The sequence below is a fragment of the Sphingobacterium alimentarium genome (assembly GCF_004342685.1).
GTDB classification, from domain to species: domain Bacteria; phylum Bacteroidota; class Bacteroidia; order Sphingobacteriales; family Sphingobacteriaceae; genus Sphingobacterium; species Sphingobacterium alimentarium.
The window spans coordinates 22,077-39,675 of the sequence record NZ_SMBZ01000013.1 but is presented as its reverse complement, the minus strand read 5'-3'; the positions used below and the strand labels follow the sequence as shown (position 1 = coordinate 39,675).

The window sequence follows — 17,599 nt, the reverse complement described above, 5'->3', positions numbered from 1 at the left end:
GTTATCGTTTTTTATCGTATTAATGAGTCCGGTTCTATTGTATAGTGCCGATTGCTTTTTTCAGTGCAGCCGAAGCAATGAAAGCATCATATACTGCCTTATTGTAGCTGTTATTTGCCTGTATCAGACTGAACTGACCATCAAGTACGTCCTGATAACGTCCAACTCCCTTTCGGTAACGGGCATCTATCAGTTCCAGGCTCTTTTCTGATGCCTGTACAATATCTTTTGCAACGTTGATCCGTGACATGGCTTCTTGCAGGTCTCCCTGAGCTTTACGGTATTCCAACAGTGCCTTACTGTTAAGCTGTTCGCCTGCTATTTTCAGTTCCTGCAATGCAATAGTGGACTGCTTTGCCTTGTGATCGTTCCTGAAACCGCTGAATATAGGAATGTTGAGCTGTAGCCCCACATAGAAACTGTTCGGCCAGGTATATTGGTTCAACCTGAAATGGTCATGTTGAGCCTGAATCTGGTACTGGCTGATAAAATCCAGTGTGGGAAGCCTACGGCTTTTATCCAGATCAATCTGTTTTTTAGCCAGAGCCTGTTGTGATATATTCTGCCTGATGTCAGGTCTGCCTTCAAAAACAGGAGAGCCGTTCTGCTCTGTAAACAACAGGCTTGTAAGGGTTTCTTCAGAAATGCTTTCCTGCAACAAAACCGTACTCTCAAAAGGCAGTCCTATAAGCTCTTTCAGGTAATCCGTCGCCTGTACAATCTGATTTTCTGCCATGTAGAGGTTCGGTTTCTGATTCTGCACATTGATATACACATTCAAGGTATCCGATACAAGTGCCAGATCATTTTTATAAAGGACACGGGTATCGTGCATGGTCTGTTCTGCCCGTTCTATTGCCTTATGGACAAGTTCCCTGTTAAGGATCGCTAAGCGGATATTATAATAAGCCCTGCGTATCTCATCAGCCAGTTCCCATTTGGTCATTTCCCGCTCCGCTTCCGATAACGCTGTGTTCAGTTTGGACAACCGGATTCCTTCACGAAGCTGGGGATTAAATATCGGTAACTGTAAATCCACCAAACCGCTGAAATGATTCTTTGCCGATCCGTTTACAGGCATCATTCTTGAATTGTCAATCGTCAAATCTCCCGTTGGTGAAACACCGATACCGGGGAAAAAGAAAACGGTCGGCTTGATGTTACGTATGTAGGTGGTCGATGCGTTGATCTGCGGATAGCGGTTTGCCTCGATTTCCTTTGTCGCATACTGTGATTTCAAGGTCGAAAGTTCTCCTGCCTTGACCATTCTGTTGTTTTGAAGCCCAAGCCCGACCGCTTGCTCCACGGTCAGCCTGTACACGGAATCAGCGGGAATCGGCTGGGTCTGTGCGGACAGTTGCAGTCCACCTATCAGTAGCAGAACAGTCGCTATACCGGACTTGTTTACTTTGAGTGCCTTGCGTTGTTTTGATCGTTCCATCAAACGGGTAATACCATAATGAACGACAGGAACCAATAGCAAGGTCAGGAACATCGAACTGGTAAGCCCGCCTATAAGTACCCATGCCAGACTGCTGATCATTTCCGAAGATGCCCCTTTTGACAATGCCAGTGGTAGCATGCCAATTACCATTGCCAGCGTGGTCATCAGGATCGGTCTCAACCTTGTACGTCCGGCATCCAAAAGTGCCGCTCTGAGAGAATCTCCCTCGGCAAGTCGTTCGTTTGCCCTGTCGACCAACAAGATGGCATTCTTCGCCACAAGCCCCATCATCATGATCAATCCGAATATGGAAAAGATATTCAGTGAATTTCCAGCTAAAGCTAAAGCGACCACGGAACCTCCGACACCTACCGGAATGGAGAACAATACGACAAACGGGTATGCCCAGTTGTTATACAATGCGACCATGATCAGGTAGATCAGGCAGAGTGACATAACCAGTGCCACGGCAAGGCTTCCGAAAGCATCATCCTGCAAATCGAGGTCGCCCTCATAACGAAGCGTAACGGATGCAGGTAGCGGATTTTTAGCTACGATAGCCTTGATGTCCTCGCCGATATCTCCGGTAGGTCTGCCGGTTACCTTTGCCATCAGCATCACTGCGGACTGTTTATTTCTTCTTTCGAGCATAGATGGTGCGGTGGCTAAACGGACATCCGCAAACTGTTTGAGGTATATCATCTGACCCTGAGCGTTAACGAACGGGAAATTTTCAATATTGCTTGTGGTCGCTTTGTCCTGTTCACGCAGGGAGATACGCATATCGATCTCTGTACCGTCCTTTGTATATTTCATATCTTCGTAACCGTTCACGGCTATACGCAGTGCCGTACTGATCCCCTCTACGGTCAGACCGAGGTCACCGAGTTTTTTACGGTCTATATTTACCTGTAACGACGGTTTCTCATCCTCTACAGAGAGCTTTGGAGCAACGATACCGTCCACTTTCCTGATATCTTCCAAAAGTCGTCTTGCGGTTGCAAATACAGTATCTCTGTTCTCTCCGTGCAACAGTAGCTGTATCGGAGCGGCATTGGTTCCGAAGAGACCTACAGTGGAAACATCGACTTTCACACCCGCTTCCAGCAAGGCGATTTTTTTAAGTTCCCGTCCTATTTCTGAAATGGATTTACTTCTGTCTTTAGCTTCAACGAGCGATATGTTTATACTTGCCACGTTACCGCCACGGTTCTCCCCTGAGCCATCACTTTGATAACCGACAAGCGTAAACTGATTAGTAACTTCCGGCACTTCATTCACTCTCTGTTCAATAGATTTGACAATGCGATCCATTTCCTGGATACGTGTACCCGGAGGGGCTGTGACCATCAGCGAAAGCTCACCCTTATCCGTAGCGGGAACAAACTCGCTACCTACATGCCCTGTGAACAGCAGGCTTAGTGAAGCGATCAGGAAAGCAGCGGAAATACCGACAGTTTTCCATTTATTAACAAGTGACCATGCCAGTATCCTTTCGTAAAGATCGGTCAGCTTCGCAATCTGTTTCTCAAAGAACATCGCAAAACGGGAGAAGATAGTCTTTCCGTCCAGATGGGTAAGTTTCGCAAAACGTGACGATATCATCGGTGTCAAAGTGAAAGACACCATTAAGCTGGACAGTGTGGAAACCACGATGACTAAAGCGAATTCTTTAACAAGGCTACCTACAAGCCCCGGCACAAAAGCAAGGGGCAGGAATACCACTACGTCCACCAGTGTAATGGACATCGCAGCAAAACCAATCTCTGTACGACCGTCAAGGGATGCTTTCACTCTTTCAGATCCCATTTCCATGTGACGGTAGATATTTTCCAGCACCACAATGGAGTCGTCCACCAGAATCCCGATCACAAGAGACATAGCGAGAAGCGTCATCAGGTTCAGGGAGTAATCCATAGCGAACATCATGATGAAAGCAACCAACAGGGAGGTTGGAATAGCGATCAGTACGGTGATTGCATTTCGCAGACTGTGCAGGAACACCAGCATAACAAGTGCCACGAGCAATACCGCCAAAAAGAAATCAAAGTACACGGAATTAGCCGCTTTGAGTGTAAATTCCGATGAATCGGAAATAACAGAAAACTTAAGCCCGATGTTGCTGTGCAGGGATTCCAGTTCTGTCAGATGTTCCCGTACCAGTTTTGCGGCTTCCACGGCATTTGCCCCGGTCTGCTTGTTGACCAGCAGGGCGATGGAGTTCTTGCCGTTTACACGGTTCATGACCGTAGCCTCCTTTTGTCCTTCTGTTATATTGGCGACATCTTTTACGAATATGGTACTGCCATCCGGCTGGACACGTACGGGTTGCATACGAAGTTGCTCGAAGTCCGTTGCTTTACCTGTGGTACGCACGTCAAATTCGCCGTCTTTTGATTTTACCGCACCAATGGGTATCTCGACATTACTGCTTTGGATAGCCTGTGCAAGCTCATCCATGCCAATGCCATAGGCCCTCAGCTTTTCAAGGTCTGCGGCAACTTTAACTTCCCTTGGAGAACCACCAAGAAGCGTAACACGCCCTACATTGTTGATCTGTGAAATACCCTGTCTGATCTGCTTATCCAGCATCTCGTACAACTGTGCTTCAGGAATATTCGCAGTAGTTCCTATTCTTAGTACAGGCTCATCGTTGATACTGTAACTTTCAATAGTGGGTGATTTTACGGCAGCAGGGAGTTCAGGGAGTACTTTGTTTATCGCCCGCTGTACATCCTGAATCGCTTTTTCGGGATCAGCATCGGCAACAAACTCAATGGATACGACCGCAGAGTTTTCGGCAGAATAAGTGCTGACCCTTTTTATCTTGTTTACGCCGGATATGGCGTCTTCCAATTTTTTGGATACCGTGTTTTCTATTTCACTCGGTGCTCCTCCCGGATATACGGCTGTTACCGTAACGATGGGGGTTGCCAGTTCGGGCAATAGTTCATAGCGGAGTTTGCTATATCCCAATATACCCAGACCTGCTATGATCAGGTAAAAGACAATAAATAATATGGGGCGTTTGATCGCCAGTTCTGTTAACTTCATTTCTTTTGGGTTTATTAGTTGATATCTGCTTTGCTTTCAGTAATCTTTACCGATGTAAGGTCTATTCCTTCGGTAATATTGGACTGTCCTTTGGTCACCACGATATCACCGGGCTTCAGACCGGATATGACTTCGATATAATCTTCCAGTTCCCTGCCTTTTTGGAACGGACGGCGAACGGCTTTTTTGCCTTCACCGACCAACCAGACATAAGGGGCATTGAAATCACCTCTTACCGCCGTGCGTGGGATAACCAGTGTAGAAATTTTTTCCGATGCGTCCATATCCACATTCACCGTCATTCCGCCCATCAATGTGATGCCGTGCTGGTTGTTGTTCACCTTGGCAAGTACAGGAAATGTTTTCGCCTGATTAGCGTTGGGAATGATCGCTGAAACCACACCCTCAAAATGGTGTGTCGGATAGGCGTCTACGGTAAAACGAACTGGTTTGCCCTGTTTGATCTTGGAAATTTCCTTTTCGGGAACCTGAAAACGTACTTCAAGCTGGTTTAAAGGAATAATAACAGCGACAGGGCTTCCGGGTGACAGGTAGTCACCTACACTTGCGGATTTGGTAGCAATAACGCCACTGATCGGAGCAATGACCGTTGTACGGCTAAGTTCAGACTGGGAGATTTTCAGTTGCTTTTCTGCCATGTTCAAGGCGTGTCGGGCAGTTTCCAGTTCTACGCCTGTCGCATTGTTCTGTTTATGTAATTCGGCATACCGCTGATAGTCTACCTTTGCTTTTTCGTACTCGATCTGGTGTATCTGATGGGATGGCTGTTTCATTGGGTTTTCAAGGACAGCGATGACCTGACCTTTACTGACCTTACTACCGTTCTGGATGTTTAGTTTTACAACCTTACCATCCGTTTCCGCAACTAAATTTACCATCCCTGTGGTTTCCAGTTGTCCGGGATAAGAAAAAGAATCGTCAAACTGCTCTTCGGTAACAGCAATAGCTTCTATTGCGAACGGAACTGCTTCCTGTTCTGCACGAATCTCTTTATCCACCTTTTTTTGGTTGCTTGAAAGTTTGAACCATACCAGCCCAACGACCAGTAAAACACCGACAATTAAAAATATTTTATTACGCATGATCACTTATTTTTTTGCCAAAGGTAGCCTGGGCATTAAAGCGTATGCTTGAAAAAGAAACCGAACGGTAAATATTCACCGTTCAATTGTGTTATATCCGTTTAAGTCGTTTGCTGAGAATTTGGTTGGACACAGTTTGAAAGTCAGTAGTAGCAACTACCTATGATATAGGAATTTGGTGAGTTATTTTTTGCTTGGGAGCAAGCCGATAAAAGAAAATTAAGCATTGTTTTTTACAGGTAGTAAAAAGCCCGGTACGAAACCATGTAGCGTAGGTATATAAGCCCCTACCAATAAAAAAGCCTTGAATTTTTCAAGGCTTTTAAAATCGTTTACTGAATATATAACAGGTCAATGCGACCTCTTTTCCGTGTATCTCCATCGTGATATCCCGTTTACCCGACATAGTGAAACCCCGCCTTTCGTAAAACTGGTAGGTAGATCCGGAATCGGTATACAGGTAGATCATTTTATCTTTTTCATCCTTTTCCAATCGGTCAAGCAGGAGTGTTCCGATCCCCTTGCCCTTGATGGTAGGGTCAACAGCGAAAAAATTCAGTTCACCGTCAATTTCGTTTGTCCTTTTCAGTTCATTGAGCATCTCTACATTGGTATCGTCATATATACTGGATGCTTTCCAGTAAAAGAGATTGATAAAAAAAGAAATAGTTTTGACAAAGGCTCTGTAATAAAAGGAGGTAAAAATTTTTGGTTTACCCTTTATGTCTGCTAAGAGTACGCCCACCAATTTATTATCCATATAGGCTCCGTATGCCCGTGTTGCTTTGGTAATTTCCAAGTACCAGAAATATTTGCTGTAGATATAGAGTTCTAACTTGTTGGTTGCGTACCATGATAAGTGCATGCCTTCGACAGCAAACTTTCTTGCCATATCGAAATCCTTATCTCTGAGATTTTTTATTACTACTTCCATTTTATCTGCCTTTTTTTTCAATCAGATAGCAACCGCATATTGCTATTTTTCATACAGTTGATTCTGTTTACAAAATTATCCAATCAAAGATACCAATAGTCAAAAAAAATAATTGAATAGGGTAAATTGACTTATGAACTGTTCTATACTCATCTAAACCGGGAAATTGGTTGATGTAAAGTGTTTGGATCGTCATTCGTGTGGCAGAATTTATATTTTTTTCAATCATCTCTTAGCATAAGTCTTGGCTATTGTTGTACCAAATGTTGTAGATCAGGGTCATTCTTGATGCGTTCCATTTCACTCTCCACGATATGAACAATGTCTAATTTTATCTGACGGTAATTGTTATCAATATCCCGTTTCATATTATCTACTCCGTTTTCATCGACAAAGGATAAAATTTCGGGTATCTTCTGATACGCTTTGGTTTCGGTAGCAACCTTTTCATTATCAACCACGATTTCCGCATGAAATATTTTTTGCTCTATACGTTCGTCGAAGTTATCGGAAACAGCACCCACGAACATACCTTGTGTAAGGGTACTGATTTTTGAAGCCGGAATAAGGCTGTCTAATTGGGTTGAAATGGAAGTAGATTTATCATTACGATTAATCGTCATACTCTGCCGTTTTTGTAAAACTTTTCCGAAACGTTCTGATAAATTTTTCGCTGTTTCGCCTACGACCTGACCGCTAAAAATATTACCAACTGTGTTCTGAATTACCTTACTTTCTTTGTCGCCATAATCACGTATTAATTGACTAAAATCTTGAAAACCAAGGCATACAGATACGAAATTACTTCTCGCAGTTGCGATGAGTTGGTCAAGTCCCCTGAAATAAATTGTGGGCAATTCGTCTATGATAACCGAGCTTTTAAGCTGTCCTTTTTTATTGATTAATTTTACAATTCGGGAGTTATATAAACCCAAAGCTGCTGAGTAAATATTTTGTCTATCGGGGTTGTTTCCGACACACAAAATTTTAGGCTCTTTTGGGTTGTTGATGTCTAAAGAAAAATCGTCGCCTGTCATAACCCAATAGAGTTGTGGCGAAATCATTCTCGACAAAGGGATTTTGGCAGAAGCAATCTGACCTTGTAATTGATCTTGTGCTCCGCCTTGCCAGGCATCCATGAAGGGCGACAAATAATTTTCCAATTCGGGATAAGAGGTCAGAATGGTAAATACATCAGCGTATTTCTTATTCAGCAACTCAATAGCATGGGGAAAGGTACAGAACTTACCATTTTCGTAGATTTTAAGAAACCAGATAATGGCTGCCAACAATATAATTGGCGACTCGACGAAAAAATCCCCTTGCTTCTGTATCCACGACCTGTTAAGGTTTAGCATGATCGTATATGCCGCTTCGTAGGCATCGGATATGTCCGTCATAAAGCCGGGATTAAGCGGATTGCAACGGTGGCTCTTGCGTGGGTCGTCAAAATTTATCACATAAAATTTGGGCTGTACTTTGTACTTATCCCTGTTCTTCAATAAGTGGTTGTAGGCAATGGTAGAAAGGTCATCGAATTTGAAGTCATAGATGTACATGGAGAACCCTTTCTCAATCTGTTGCTTGATGTAGTTGTTTACGATTGCATACGATTTACCGGAACCCGGAGTTCCTAACACGATCGTTGCCCGAAAGGGATTCACAATGTTAATCCAGCCGTTGTTCCACTTGCCTTTGTAATAGAACTTCGTGGGAAGATTGACAGAATATTCGTTTTCCATCAGCTTGGTTTCCTGCTGAAAACTCTCATTTTCATTATTGAAAACGTCGTCCATCAGGTTGTTGTTGAGTAAACGGTGCATCCACACACCCGCCATCAATAAGGCAATATAACCGCCCGCCATCGTAAGGATATAAAGGAATGTTCCGGCAACTGGCGACAGCTTTAAGAGTGGCGTATTGAGAAAGAATAACACAAATCCAATACCCAACGCCACATAAATTTTAGACCATGTTATTTTTTCATTTTTTACGCCTTTTGTTCCCAGACAGCTTAAAGCCAACAATACCAAAGCGAACACTTTGGTATATAACGTATGTTCAAAAAGTCCTGCCGTCCGGTTGAAATTCCCTAATATCTTATTGATGATTTCTAATGTCCAGCCACGTTCTAAAAAGAAAGTGTAGCAAAACCAATAAAGGTGCATCAGTACCAAAAGGATACTTACTGCCCGCATAAAAGCCATTATCTTGGCTAAGCCTCTTAAATCGTCTTCTCCCTGCATTTGAAAAATTTTAAATGTTCGGGCGTGAATTTATAGGCTGTATAGCGTGTCTATAAGAATATGGCACTCAATGGCGGTGCGTGGCGGTGTTTGGCTGAATAGTACAGTTTACAATCAATCGAAATTATTATCCTGAGTTCTGTTTATTTTATGCCTTATAAACAAACGCATTGATATTCATTCCCGCACCTACCGAAGCAAACAAAACTATATCTCCTTTTTTAATAGAATGTTCAGGTAACTCTCCTCTTTTAATCATCGCAAGTAGAGAGGGAATTGTTGCTACACTGCTGTTTCCGAGCTTCTGAATAACCATAGGCATTATGTCTTTGGGAACTGCTGCATCGTATAACCTGTAAAACCGTTTAAGAATAGCTTCGTCCATTTTTTTATTAGCCTGATGAATAATGATTTTATCCAATTGGTTAATGGAAAATCCGCTGCTATCAAGGCATTCTTTCATAGCAATAGGAACACGCAAAATGGCAAATTCATAGATTTTTCTGCCGTTCATCTTGATGTATCGTATATCAGGACAACTCTCATTAGAGTACGATTTACCAAAGTGCAGATAGTCTTTTTCTTCTGAGGTAAACGAACCCGATATGTGCGATTGGATTCCCGATTCATCATTGCTGATTTCCAATATGGCAGCACCTGCTCCGTCTGCATAAATCATGCTATCCCTGTCATGGATATCTACTACTCGGGAAAGGGTTTCTGCTCCGATAATCAGGCATCGTTTAGCAATACCCGATTTAATAAAAGCATTAGCTTGTATCATTCCCTCAATCCACCCTGGGCATCCGAACACTATATCGTAAGCAACACAAAAATTGTTTTTTATCTTCAAAAGATGCTTGACCCTCGAAGCGAGGCTCGGAACCATATCGGACTGCACCGTTCCGAAACGCACATCGCCAAAATTATGGGCAAAAATGATGTAATCCAAAGTTTCAGGATCAATCCCCGAGTCCTTAATTGCGGATTTCGCAGCGAAAAAGCCCAGGTCAGAAGCTACCTGTTCTTTTGTAGCATAACGCCTTTCTTCAATGCCTGTAATTTCTTTCAGCTTATTGATAATTGTTGCGTTGTCATGTGTTAGAGCCAGTCCGTTTTCGTCAAGGAAATGATGTTTATCAAAAAACAGGTTGGTAATCGTTTGTGAAGGTACATAATTACCCGCACCAATAATTTTACTCTTCATTGTTATTTCTTCTTGTGATGCACTTCCTCATCCCTTTTTTTCCAACATTTGCAATCATTACATATTCTTGGCAAAATTAGTTTGGGCAGTAAAGTGTATCGCAGTAAAAGAAGCTGAATAGCGGATATCTGCTGTTCAATCGTAATATATCAGTTTAAACGGTTTTTTGGATATTACTCTTTTTAAATCCAATCCCCAGAGTGAGCGATAGCGGTATAAATGACCTCTTATAAAATGGAGGTCTTGGTATTATCCATATTTATATTGTGGTGTATGAGTTATTGCATTCTCCTTTTTTTTCTTTTCTTCATTCTATTAGCAAACTGTTGTTCCTCATGATCCTCGCCCTGGGCTTCAGGAATAAGCAAACCGCCAAAGGCTTCGATTAAACCGTCTTCATGTTTTTCCTTAGTATCCAGAAAGTCGAACAAATGATGCGGTTCTTCCGTGGGTAGATCCTCATCCTTTAAATGGGATATCTTTGCCTGTGGTTCATCATGTTCTTTTATTTCCGGTCTGATGTTGTTGTTCCAGTAGTCATTAAATGTATTGGCAGAAAGCTCCTTACCCAAGCGAGAACCATTCCAGACCGTTTTGGAATTGTGATCGATGAATGTAATACCGTAGATCCGTCCTACATCATTACGCCGTACCATTACCTGAATGCCCTGCTCGGCTAAGTTTTTTTTAAATTTCGATTCATCAACCGTTGTTTTTAGGGCAATGTTAATGGCGGCTTTGAGTGTCTGTTTGGTGGGATGGTCTTTCAATGCCAATTTGCATTTCGCAAAATGCAATTCCAAAGCGGGTAACCCTGCGTTTTTTCCGAACAGGGAAGCCTTGAACGGATGCCCGGCTCTTTCTCCCTTTTCATTCAACGGGATGTACAATAACCCCTGTTTCATTTTTCCCTGCAATTCGCCCTCCACTTTCTCCGTAGTAATATGGAAGAGGGATAGCAAGGCATTATACTCTCCCAAAGTTTGATATTGATAGTAATTGGGCAGGTGTCGGACAACCGAAGCGATCTGGCTTTTTACATCGCCAGCCCGATAATCCACCGGACGAAACACCTTATCATTTTGCTGATGCTCTTTGTTTGTTGCGGGTACTAAATGGTGTTGCTTTTCGAGTTCACGGCACACTTTCATTGATCGCATTTTCTCGAATTTGTCCGAAATCTTTACACCGTTTTCGTCCACGCATACCGATACGATATGGATATGGCTACGGTCAATATCTGTGTGTTTGAATACCACAAAAGGCTGTTCGCCGTACCCCATTTCACGCATATACTGTTCCGCAATTTCCCTGAACTTGTCATCGCTTACCTTATCCTTTGGGTCGGGATTGAGCGAGATATGCAGGGTATGATATTCCGTATTGCGATTTGCGATTAAGTAGGGTTCAAAAGATTGGGTCAACTGTGCTACGGTATATTCTCCGTTTGGTGTCTCAATTATCTTATGGGCAAGGAGAATTTGCCCATTTTCCTTTTCCACTTTGAGGTTATTGTATGACAATGCACCATATAAATTACTGCTTCTTCCGATTTTTGCGATCATTGTTTATGCTGTTTTTCAGATATTTTGCTTCAAATTCTTCGGTCAACTCCATAATTTTTTGGCATAAAATGACCATTTCCAATGTCTGTTTTTCTAATTTGTAAAGGAAAGCGGCAGCTTTTTTCTCCGAAAAATTGCGGTACAACAGCTTTACGATCTGGTTATAATTCACACCTATGGAGCGGAACTGACTGTGAAACGAGGTCAATCGCATATAGTAATCAACTGTTCCTTTGTCAATCTGAACCGACTTCATTTCATTTCCGAATAGTTGCGAAATGATAAATTTTGCCTTATTGGGCATTCCCGATGCTTCAAAAAGCGATAATAATTTAGCGTTTTCCTCGTCTGTCAAACGGAAAACGTGGCGGTGGGTGCTGGGATTGAGCTTTGGCTTACGACCGCCCTTATGCTGTTTCTGTTTGTTGTTCTCGTTCATCACAAATCCATTTTTAATTCATACGAAAAGCCGACTTCGGAGGTCTTTTTCTGCTCCCTGCAAGGGCAAGTTGTTTTGAGGCACTAAACTCGGTTTCGAGTGCCTCAAAACACAACTTGCCGTGTTCTGTTGAACACAAAAATCCGCCCTGCGGGACGGATTAAATGTAACAGGGAAAAACGGCTCGATGCCGTTCCCGTTACCTTCCGTTTTGTAAAAAGACTTTTGCATAAATCCGTTAATAAAAATATTTGTACAAAGTAAAGCCCTGTTTACGAAAGCATTGTATTGTATAGTAGTGCCAAACAGTGCCTTTGAACGACAAACACTGCCACAGCTCAATCAGCGGTTAAATCAATCGCTTTATTTGCCGTATAATTTTAGTGCAGGTAGTAAAAAATGTATCTAAACAAAGAAGAAAATCAGGTTTGCAAACAGGTAGTTTGGAATAAAAGCATAAGGTTTTAAAAGCATAAAACAATAAAAGTGTAAAAGCATAAAAGCGGTAAAGCAATTTACCTGTTGCAAGTTTTTCCACTTGCCAAAGAATGTACCTAACAAGGCAAAAATGAAAGCAAATACCTGTGCAGGAAAGCACCCAAAAGGGAATGCAGGAATATAGGAACGAGGTAATAATCAGATAAACCAATATTCAATCCTGCAAAACAGATAAAGTGTGTAACAATAAATTTTTGAATAATGGAAACAACAAAGAAAACTTTAAAAATCAGCTTCTCCACCCAAAAGGGCGGTGTGGGAAAATCCACGATGACCACCTTGCTGGCAAGTGTGCTTCATTACCGTTTAGGTTTTAATGTGCTGGTAATGGACTGCGACTTTCCACAGCACAGCCTGACCAATATGCGTGAAAGGGATAAGAGAACCATAATGCAGAACGACTACCATAAAAAGGCAGCAATGAAGCAGTTTCAAACCATCAACAAAAAAGCGTACCCTATTATTAAATGCAAGGCTGAAACGGCTTTGGATAAAGCATCGGAATATACAAGCCAGTCGGTGGTTGAACCGGATGTGGTTTTCTTCGATCTGCCCGGAACAGCCAATACCAAAGGCGTACTGACTACCTTGAAAAAAATGGACTTTATCTTTTCGCCCATTACTGCCGATCGTTTGGTAGTGGAAAGTACATTGGGCTTTACCAAGGCCTTTCTCGGACTTCCCCAAACGGACGAGGGAAATCCCGAACAAGAGATGTGGCTATTTTGGAACCAAGTGGACGGGAGGGAAAGAACAGGATTGTATGATGCTTATCAAAATGTTATCAAAGAACTCAACCTACCCATAATGGAAACAAGAATAATGGACAGTAAACGTTTCCGAAAGGAAACAGAAGACACAGGCAGTTATGTGTTCCGATCAAGTTTGCTGCCTGCTGAACCACAGTTGATGAAAGCAACGAAAATGGATTTGTTTGTCGAGGAATTTTTAAAAATCACTCATCTATAAAAACAGTAAAGTATGGCTTCAAATAACAAAAACAACGATTTTGAAAAACCCAATGTTGATGAGGAATACCTTATGAACATCATAAGCGGCGATGAGCTTGTAGCTCCACCGGGCAATAACAAAAAGCAGGATGTACCAAAGGAAACCAAGCCAAGGGAAAAAGCCCGTAACAGTTCATCAAAAAAAGTGGACTATGAGGAAACGTTTTTGGTCAATCGGTTTCCATCGGGGCGTAACGGCAAGGTCGTTTACATACGCCCTGAATACCACGAAAGATTGCTCCGCATCGTTCAACTGACAAGGGAAGAAAGAACAACGCTCTACTCTTACATTGACAACATTCTCGAACATCATTTCAGGGAGTACGGTGAAGATATTACCGATTATTTCAACGAACATTTTAAACCTATTCTATAAGCTATGGAAATAGTAATTGTGATATGCCTACTCATAGTCATTGTCCTGCTATTGCAGGATAAAATTGTAATTCATAAAAGGTCGAAACAAGACCCTCCGCATAAAAAAGTCAACCCGAACTTACCCGATATTATGGGACAGCCCAAACCTGTAGAACGCCTTTCAGTGCCAAACACTGCCACTGAACGCCAAATTCAGGAAAACGAAATAAACCCTGCTAATTTAGACATTGAATACGACGAAAATGAAAACGTAAGTGTTCAAATTCCGCAGGAAGAGCTGGACGAAGTTTTCAGAAATATGCCTGATTTGGAGGAAGAGGAAGAAGAATGGAACAGGTACGGAATGTCTGGTGGTGATAACGGTTTTGCCCAAGGGGTTACCTATGACGAACTAAGCTCCGTGGGGGTGTTGCTCCAAAAAGAAGAATTGGAACCAGCCCAAAAGGAAACAGCGATAGCGATAGTGCAAAAAATACAGGGGACTGAGTTATTCAACCTATTGGAAAATTCTATGGAAGATGCTTCCCGAAAAATAGCCGAGCTTTTGGATAGCACCCTTTCATCTGAAACGGAAGCCGGTTCTTCCACTTTGCGGAAAAGTGATTTGAGTGATTTTGACATTGGGGAGTTTGTGTAAAAAAATAGAAGATTTTAAATGAGCCTGAAATTTAGTTTTTCAGGCTCAATTTTTTCTCACTCATTTCGCCAACTTCAATATTCTGTATGCCCCCCTTGCCACAACTAAGAATACAATTGCTCCGATAATCAAATCGGGATAGCTTGAATTGAGCCAATGAACCAAAAGCCCTGCAACGATAACACCCGAATTGATAATAACATCGTTTGATGTAAAAATCATAGTTGCCTGTATGTGGGCTTCTTTGCTTTTGTTCTTTTGCAACAGGTAAAGACAAAATATATTTGCCATTAGTGCCAAAACAGAAACGATAATCATAGTTTGAAAATCGGGCATTTTTTCAAAGCCTAAAAAACGCCTGATAACTTCAACAAAACCAATAACAGCCAATAGGATTTGAAAGTACCCTGCAAATTTGGCGATGTTGTTTTTCCTTGCTATTGTTCCACCCACAGCGAATAAAGCCAAAGCATAAACGATACTGTCCGCAAGCATATCCAAACTATCAGCTACCAAACCCATTGAATTGGAAAAAATGCCAAACACCATTTCCAATCCAAAGAAAACGAAATTAATAATCAGTACAGTCCAAAGTAGTTTCCGTTGGTTATTATTTGTATCTGTTTCAAAAATTGCATTGCTTTCTTCAGTTGAAATCAATGTAGTATTCAGGTTTAGTGTTCCCAAAGCCGTTAAAATCGGGTCGGGATTTCCATTGTGATAAACGTTCAGCTTTCTGTTTGGAATATCAAACTCTAATGATTTTACCGTATCAAAGTTTTGCAGTTTCATACGGATTAACTGCTCCTCACTTGGGCAATCCATTTTTGTAATATTGAATATTGTTTTGTTCATCTTTTAAAGTTTAAATTTTATTCCTCCGTTAATTACAAATCCGTCCAATGGTGAATAAATATCTTTAAAAACAGGGTTGGTTATAGTACCTGTATAAATGTTATCAAAACGTGTCTGTCTTGTATCAAGGAAGTTTTCAAAGTTGATATATAAAGAAAATCTTTCCCAAATCTTTTCAGCCATAAAGCCACAGGTCCAATAATCGTTTCCTATTGTTCCGTCATTGAGCTTTTGCGGACTGAAATAATAGGCTTCTAAACCAATCTTCCATTTATCCTCAATTTCATACATCAGTACAGAGTTAATACGGTGTTTTGGGGTTAATGGATTTTCGGTAGTTGTTCCGTTTTCAATCAATCGGGTATCGGTAAAGGTGTAGCCCAGAAACAGTTTCAAATCATCATATCCTATTTTTACGTTGGTTTCTGTTCCTTTAGTATGAATGTAGCCCGATGAATTGATGAACTGATAAAGATTAGCAGATGGATTTTGAAGCAACAAAGGATTATCCAGATAAGTATAAAAAAACAATTGGTTTATGCTGAATGTCCAATCATCGCCTATATTAGTACGGTAGTTGATGTCTGCATTTGCTCCGTAGCTCCTTTCTAATTTATTGGTTTTATCGTTAATAGGCATTACGTTTTGATATTGTATGCGTTCGCTTTCTTCGGTAAAAATGGTTGGTGTTTTGTAGCCAAATCCGCCCCCGACACGTGAAGTCAATCCATTTGCAATCTTAAACAATGCCGATACTCTTGGCAAAAAAACAGCTCCATAATCAATCACATAATCCGTCCTTAAACCTGCTTCCAATTGAAGCCAATCGGTAGCCTTAAAAGAATTTTGAACGAAAGCCCCGAATGTGGTATGAGTATAATCCCTCAACGGAAATGCAGTAATCTGTTTTTCTTTAAAATTATCAGTCCAAATATTAACGCCTGTTACCCATTCCGATTTTTCTTTGCTGTGCGTATAGCTTGCTTCCGTAAAAGTAGCGGTCTGCGTTCCCTCAAATTCGTAATTCGGAATAGCCGTATTGCGGTTAAAATAACTTACGCTGTTTTTGAATTGTACAAAACTGTTTTCGTTTACAGTATGGTCAAAAACAAATTGAGTGGAATAACGCTGTGTTTTGTTTTCTTCAAAATATTGATGGGTGTTATCTCCTTTGCCTTTGATGTAGAGCATATCGCCACCCAAACGGTTTTCAATGGTGGTGTTAATACCAAAGTTCATTTTTGTTTTATCATTGAAGTAAACAAATAATTTAGGGTTCAGTACATACCTTTCAAATTGGGGAATTGCAGAAAGCCCGATTTTTGCAGGGTCGTAAGCTCCGTTGCGATTATGCGAAGCAAATATTGTCGTTCCGATTTTCTTAAACTTCTGTCCGTAAAAACCGTTGATGTCTAAACCTCTGCCTGATGTTCCGTTTAAATGAAAGCGTAAATCCCTTTCTTCCGTTGGTGTTTTGGAAATCAGATTGACCAGACCTGCTATTGCTCCACCACCATACAGCGTGGAAGTTGAACCTTTGATAACTTCCACCTGCTTTAAGTCAAGGGGTGGGATTTGCAACAAACCTAACCCACTTGAAGCACCCGAATAAATCGGGAAACCGTCTTTTAAGATTTGCGTATATCGTCCGTCAAGCCCTTGAATACGAATACTTGCGTTGGCACTTGTGGGCGATGTAGTTTGTACATGAATACCTGTACTCTCACTCAAAAGCATACGAATATCCCCTGCTTTCATATTGCCTTTTTCGTCCAATTCTTCACCTCCGATAAATTCAATTCTTGTAGGGATATTTTGGATAGTTCTTGTACTTCTTGTTGATGAAATAACGATTTCTTCCAAATCTTCCGATTGTTCAGAAAGTAGGATTTCAATCGGGGTTGTATCTTTTAACGGAAAATTAAAGCTGTCGGTACGTTGGGCAAAACCAACATAACTAAATTGAATTTCCTGCAAACCGTTTGGAATACCTGTTAATATGATTTGTCCGTTTTCATCTGAAGTTGTTGCGATTGTAGTTCCCGTAACCTGTGCGGTTACGCCCATTAAAAGCTCTTTTTTTTCACTGTCTTTAATTACAGCTTTGAACGTATTTTGTGCATATACACAAAGGTTTAGTGCCATAAAAAATGACAAAATGAGTATTTTTTTCATTGTAAAAATGATGCTTAATATGAATAAATGAATGATAGCGGTGCTATGCACCGC

12 protein-coding genes are annotated in these 17,599 nt (G+C 41.4%); 3 read left to right on the top strand and 9 right to left on the bottom strand.

Going from position 1 to position 17,599, the window contains the following annotated elements; translation table 11 throughout:
- Positions 1–34: 34 nt before the first annotated feature.
- The 7 genes from EDC17_RS06660 to mobA all read right to left on the bottom strand — a co-directional run bounded on the left by EDC17_RS06660 (position 35) and on the right by mobA (position 11,992).
- The gene (locus EDC17_RS06660) at positions 35–4,498 is read right to left on the bottom strand and encodes an efflux RND transporter permease subunit (protein ID WP_132777335.1); all 4,464 of its coding nucleotides are present in this window, start codon (positions 4,496–4,498) and stop codon (positions 35–37) included.
- A 14-nt stretch (positions 4,499–4,512) separates the two neighbouring features.
- Positions 4,513–5,601 carry an efflux RND transporter periplasmic adaptor subunit gene (locus EDC17_RS06655; protein ID WP_072997299.1) on the bottom strand — a complete coding sequence of 363 codons (1,089 nt, stop codon included), beginning with the start codon at positions 5,599–5,601 and terminating at the stop codon, positions 4,513–4,515.
- 322 nt (positions 5,602–5,923) lie between these two features.
- Complete coding sequence (locus tag EDC17_RS06650) at positions 5,924–6,535, bottom strand: GNAT family N-acetyltransferase (RefSeq protein WP_072997298.1); 612 nt, start codon at positions 6,533–6,535, stop codon at positions 5,924–5,926.
- Between the two features lie 248 nt (positions 6,536–6,783).
- Complete coding sequence (gene mobC, locus EDC17_RS06645) at positions 6,784–8,781, bottom strand: conjugal transfer protein MobC (RefSeq protein ID WP_072997297.1); 1,998 nt, start codon at positions 8,779–8,781, stop codon at positions 6,784–6,786.
- Between the two features lie 148 nt (positions 8,782–8,929).
- Complete coding sequence (locus tag EDC17_RS06640; RefSeq protein ID WP_072997296.1) at positions 8,930–9,988, bottom strand: 3-oxoacyl-ACP synthase III family protein; 1,059 nt, start codon at positions 9,986–9,988, stop codon at positions 8,930–8,932.
- Between the two features lie 278 nt (positions 9,989–10,266).
- Positions 10,267–11,553 (bottom strand): conjugal transfer protein MobB, encoded by a 1,287-nt coding sequence (gene mobB / locus EDC17_RS06635; protein ID WP_072997295.1) that lies wholly within the window; start codon positions 11,551–11,553, stop codon positions 10,267–10,269.
- Entirely contained in the window at positions 11,525–11,992 is a 468-nt protein-coding gene (gene mobA / locus EDC17_RS06630; RefSeq protein WP_072997294.1) for a conjugal transfer protein MobA, read from the bottom strand. Before mobA ends, mobB begins: the two co-directional genes overlap by 29 nt.
- Positions 11,993–12,691: 699 nt before the next feature.
- Between mobA and EDC17_RS06625 the strand changes: the two genes are divergently transcribed.
- The 3 genes from EDC17_RS06625 to EDC17_RS06615 are packed head-to-tail and all read left to right on the top strand — an operon-like array spanning position 12,692 to position 14,515.
- Complete coding sequence (locus tag EDC17_RS06625) at positions 12,692–13,459, top strand: ParA family protein (RefSeq protein ID WP_132777334.1); 768 nt, start codon at positions 12,692–12,694, stop codon at positions 13,457–13,459.
- Between the two features lie 12 nt (positions 13,460–13,471).
- On the top strand, positions 13,472–13,876 hold the full coding sequence (locus EDC17_RS06620) for a DUF3408 domain-containing protein (protein WP_132777333.1): 405 nt from the start codon (positions 13,472–13,474) through the stop codon (positions 13,874–13,876).
- Between the two features lie 3 nt (positions 13,877–13,879).
- A complete protein-coding gene (locus EDC17_RS06615) occupies positions 13,880–14,515 on the top strand; it encodes a conjugal transfer protein TraD (protein ID WP_132777332.1) in 636 nt (211 codons plus the stop codon).
- A gap of 60 nt (positions 14,516–14,575) precedes the next feature.
- On the opposite strand, the gene EDC17_RS06610 is transcribed toward EDC17_RS06615, so the two are convergent.
- Both EDC17_RS06610 and EDC17_RS06605 read right to left on the bottom strand, forming a co-directional pair.
- The gene (locus EDC17_RS06610) at positions 14,576–15,370 is read right to left on the bottom strand and encodes a cation transporter (RefSeq protein ID WP_026706462.1); all 795 of its coding nucleotides are present in this window, start codon (positions 15,368–15,370) and stop codon (positions 14,576–14,578) included.
- Positions 15,371–15,373: 3 nt separating this feature from the next.
- Positions 15,374–17,545: a TonB-dependent receptor gene (locus tag EDC17_RS06605; protein ID WP_037438485.1), complete on the bottom strand. Its 2,172-nt coding sequence runs from the start codon at positions 17,543–17,545 to the stop codon at positions 15,374–15,376.
- Positions 17,546–17,599: the final 54 nt, after the last annotated feature.

Bases quoted from the DNA above. Each gene is read 5' to 3' on its own strand.
- EDC17_RS06660 (WP_132777335.1), bottom strand. From the start codon at position 4,498: ATGAAGTTAACAGAACTGGCGATCAAACGCCCCATATTATTTATTGTC.
- EDC17_RS06655 (WP_072997299.1), bottom strand. From the start codon at position 5,601: ATGCGTAATAAAATATTTTTAATTGTCGGTGTTTTACTGGTCGTTGGG.
- EDC17_RS06650 (WP_072997298.1), bottom strand. From the start codon at position 6,535: ATGGAAGTAGTAATAAAAAATCTCAGAGATAAGGATTTCGATATGGCA.
- mobC (WP_072997297.1), bottom strand. From the start codon at position 8,781: ATGCAGGGAGAAGACGATTTAAGAGGCTTAGCCAAGATAATGGCTTTT.
- EDC17_RS06640 (WP_072997296.1), bottom strand. From the start codon at position 9,988: ATGAAGAGTAAAATTATTGGTGCGGGTAATTATGTACCTTCACAAACG.
- mobB (WP_072997295.1), bottom strand. From the start codon at position 11,553: ATGATCGCAAAAATCGGAAGAAGCAGTAATTTATATGGTGCATTGTCA.
- mobA (WP_072997294.1), bottom strand. From the start codon at position 11,992: ATGAACGAGAACAACAAACAGAAACAGCATAAGGGCGGTCGTAAGCCA.
- EDC17_RS06625 (WP_132777334.1), top strand. From the start codon at position 12,692: ATGGAAACAACAAAGAAAACTTTAAAAATCAGCTTCTCCACCCAAAAG.
- EDC17_RS06620 (WP_132777333.1), top strand. From the start codon at position 13,472: ATGGCTTCAAATAACAAAAACAACGATTTTGAAAAACCCAATGTTGAT.
- EDC17_RS06615 (WP_132777332.1), top strand. From the start codon at position 13,880: ATGGAAATAGTAATTGTGATATGCCTACTCATAGTCATTGTCCTGCTA.
- EDC17_RS06610 (WP_026706462.1), bottom strand. From the start codon at position 15,370: ATGAACAAAACAATATTCAATATTACAAAAATGGATTGCCCAAGTGAG.
- EDC17_RS06605 (WP_037438485.1), bottom strand. From the start codon at position 17,545: ATGAAAAAAATACTCATTTTGTCATTTTTTATGGCACTAAACCTTTGT.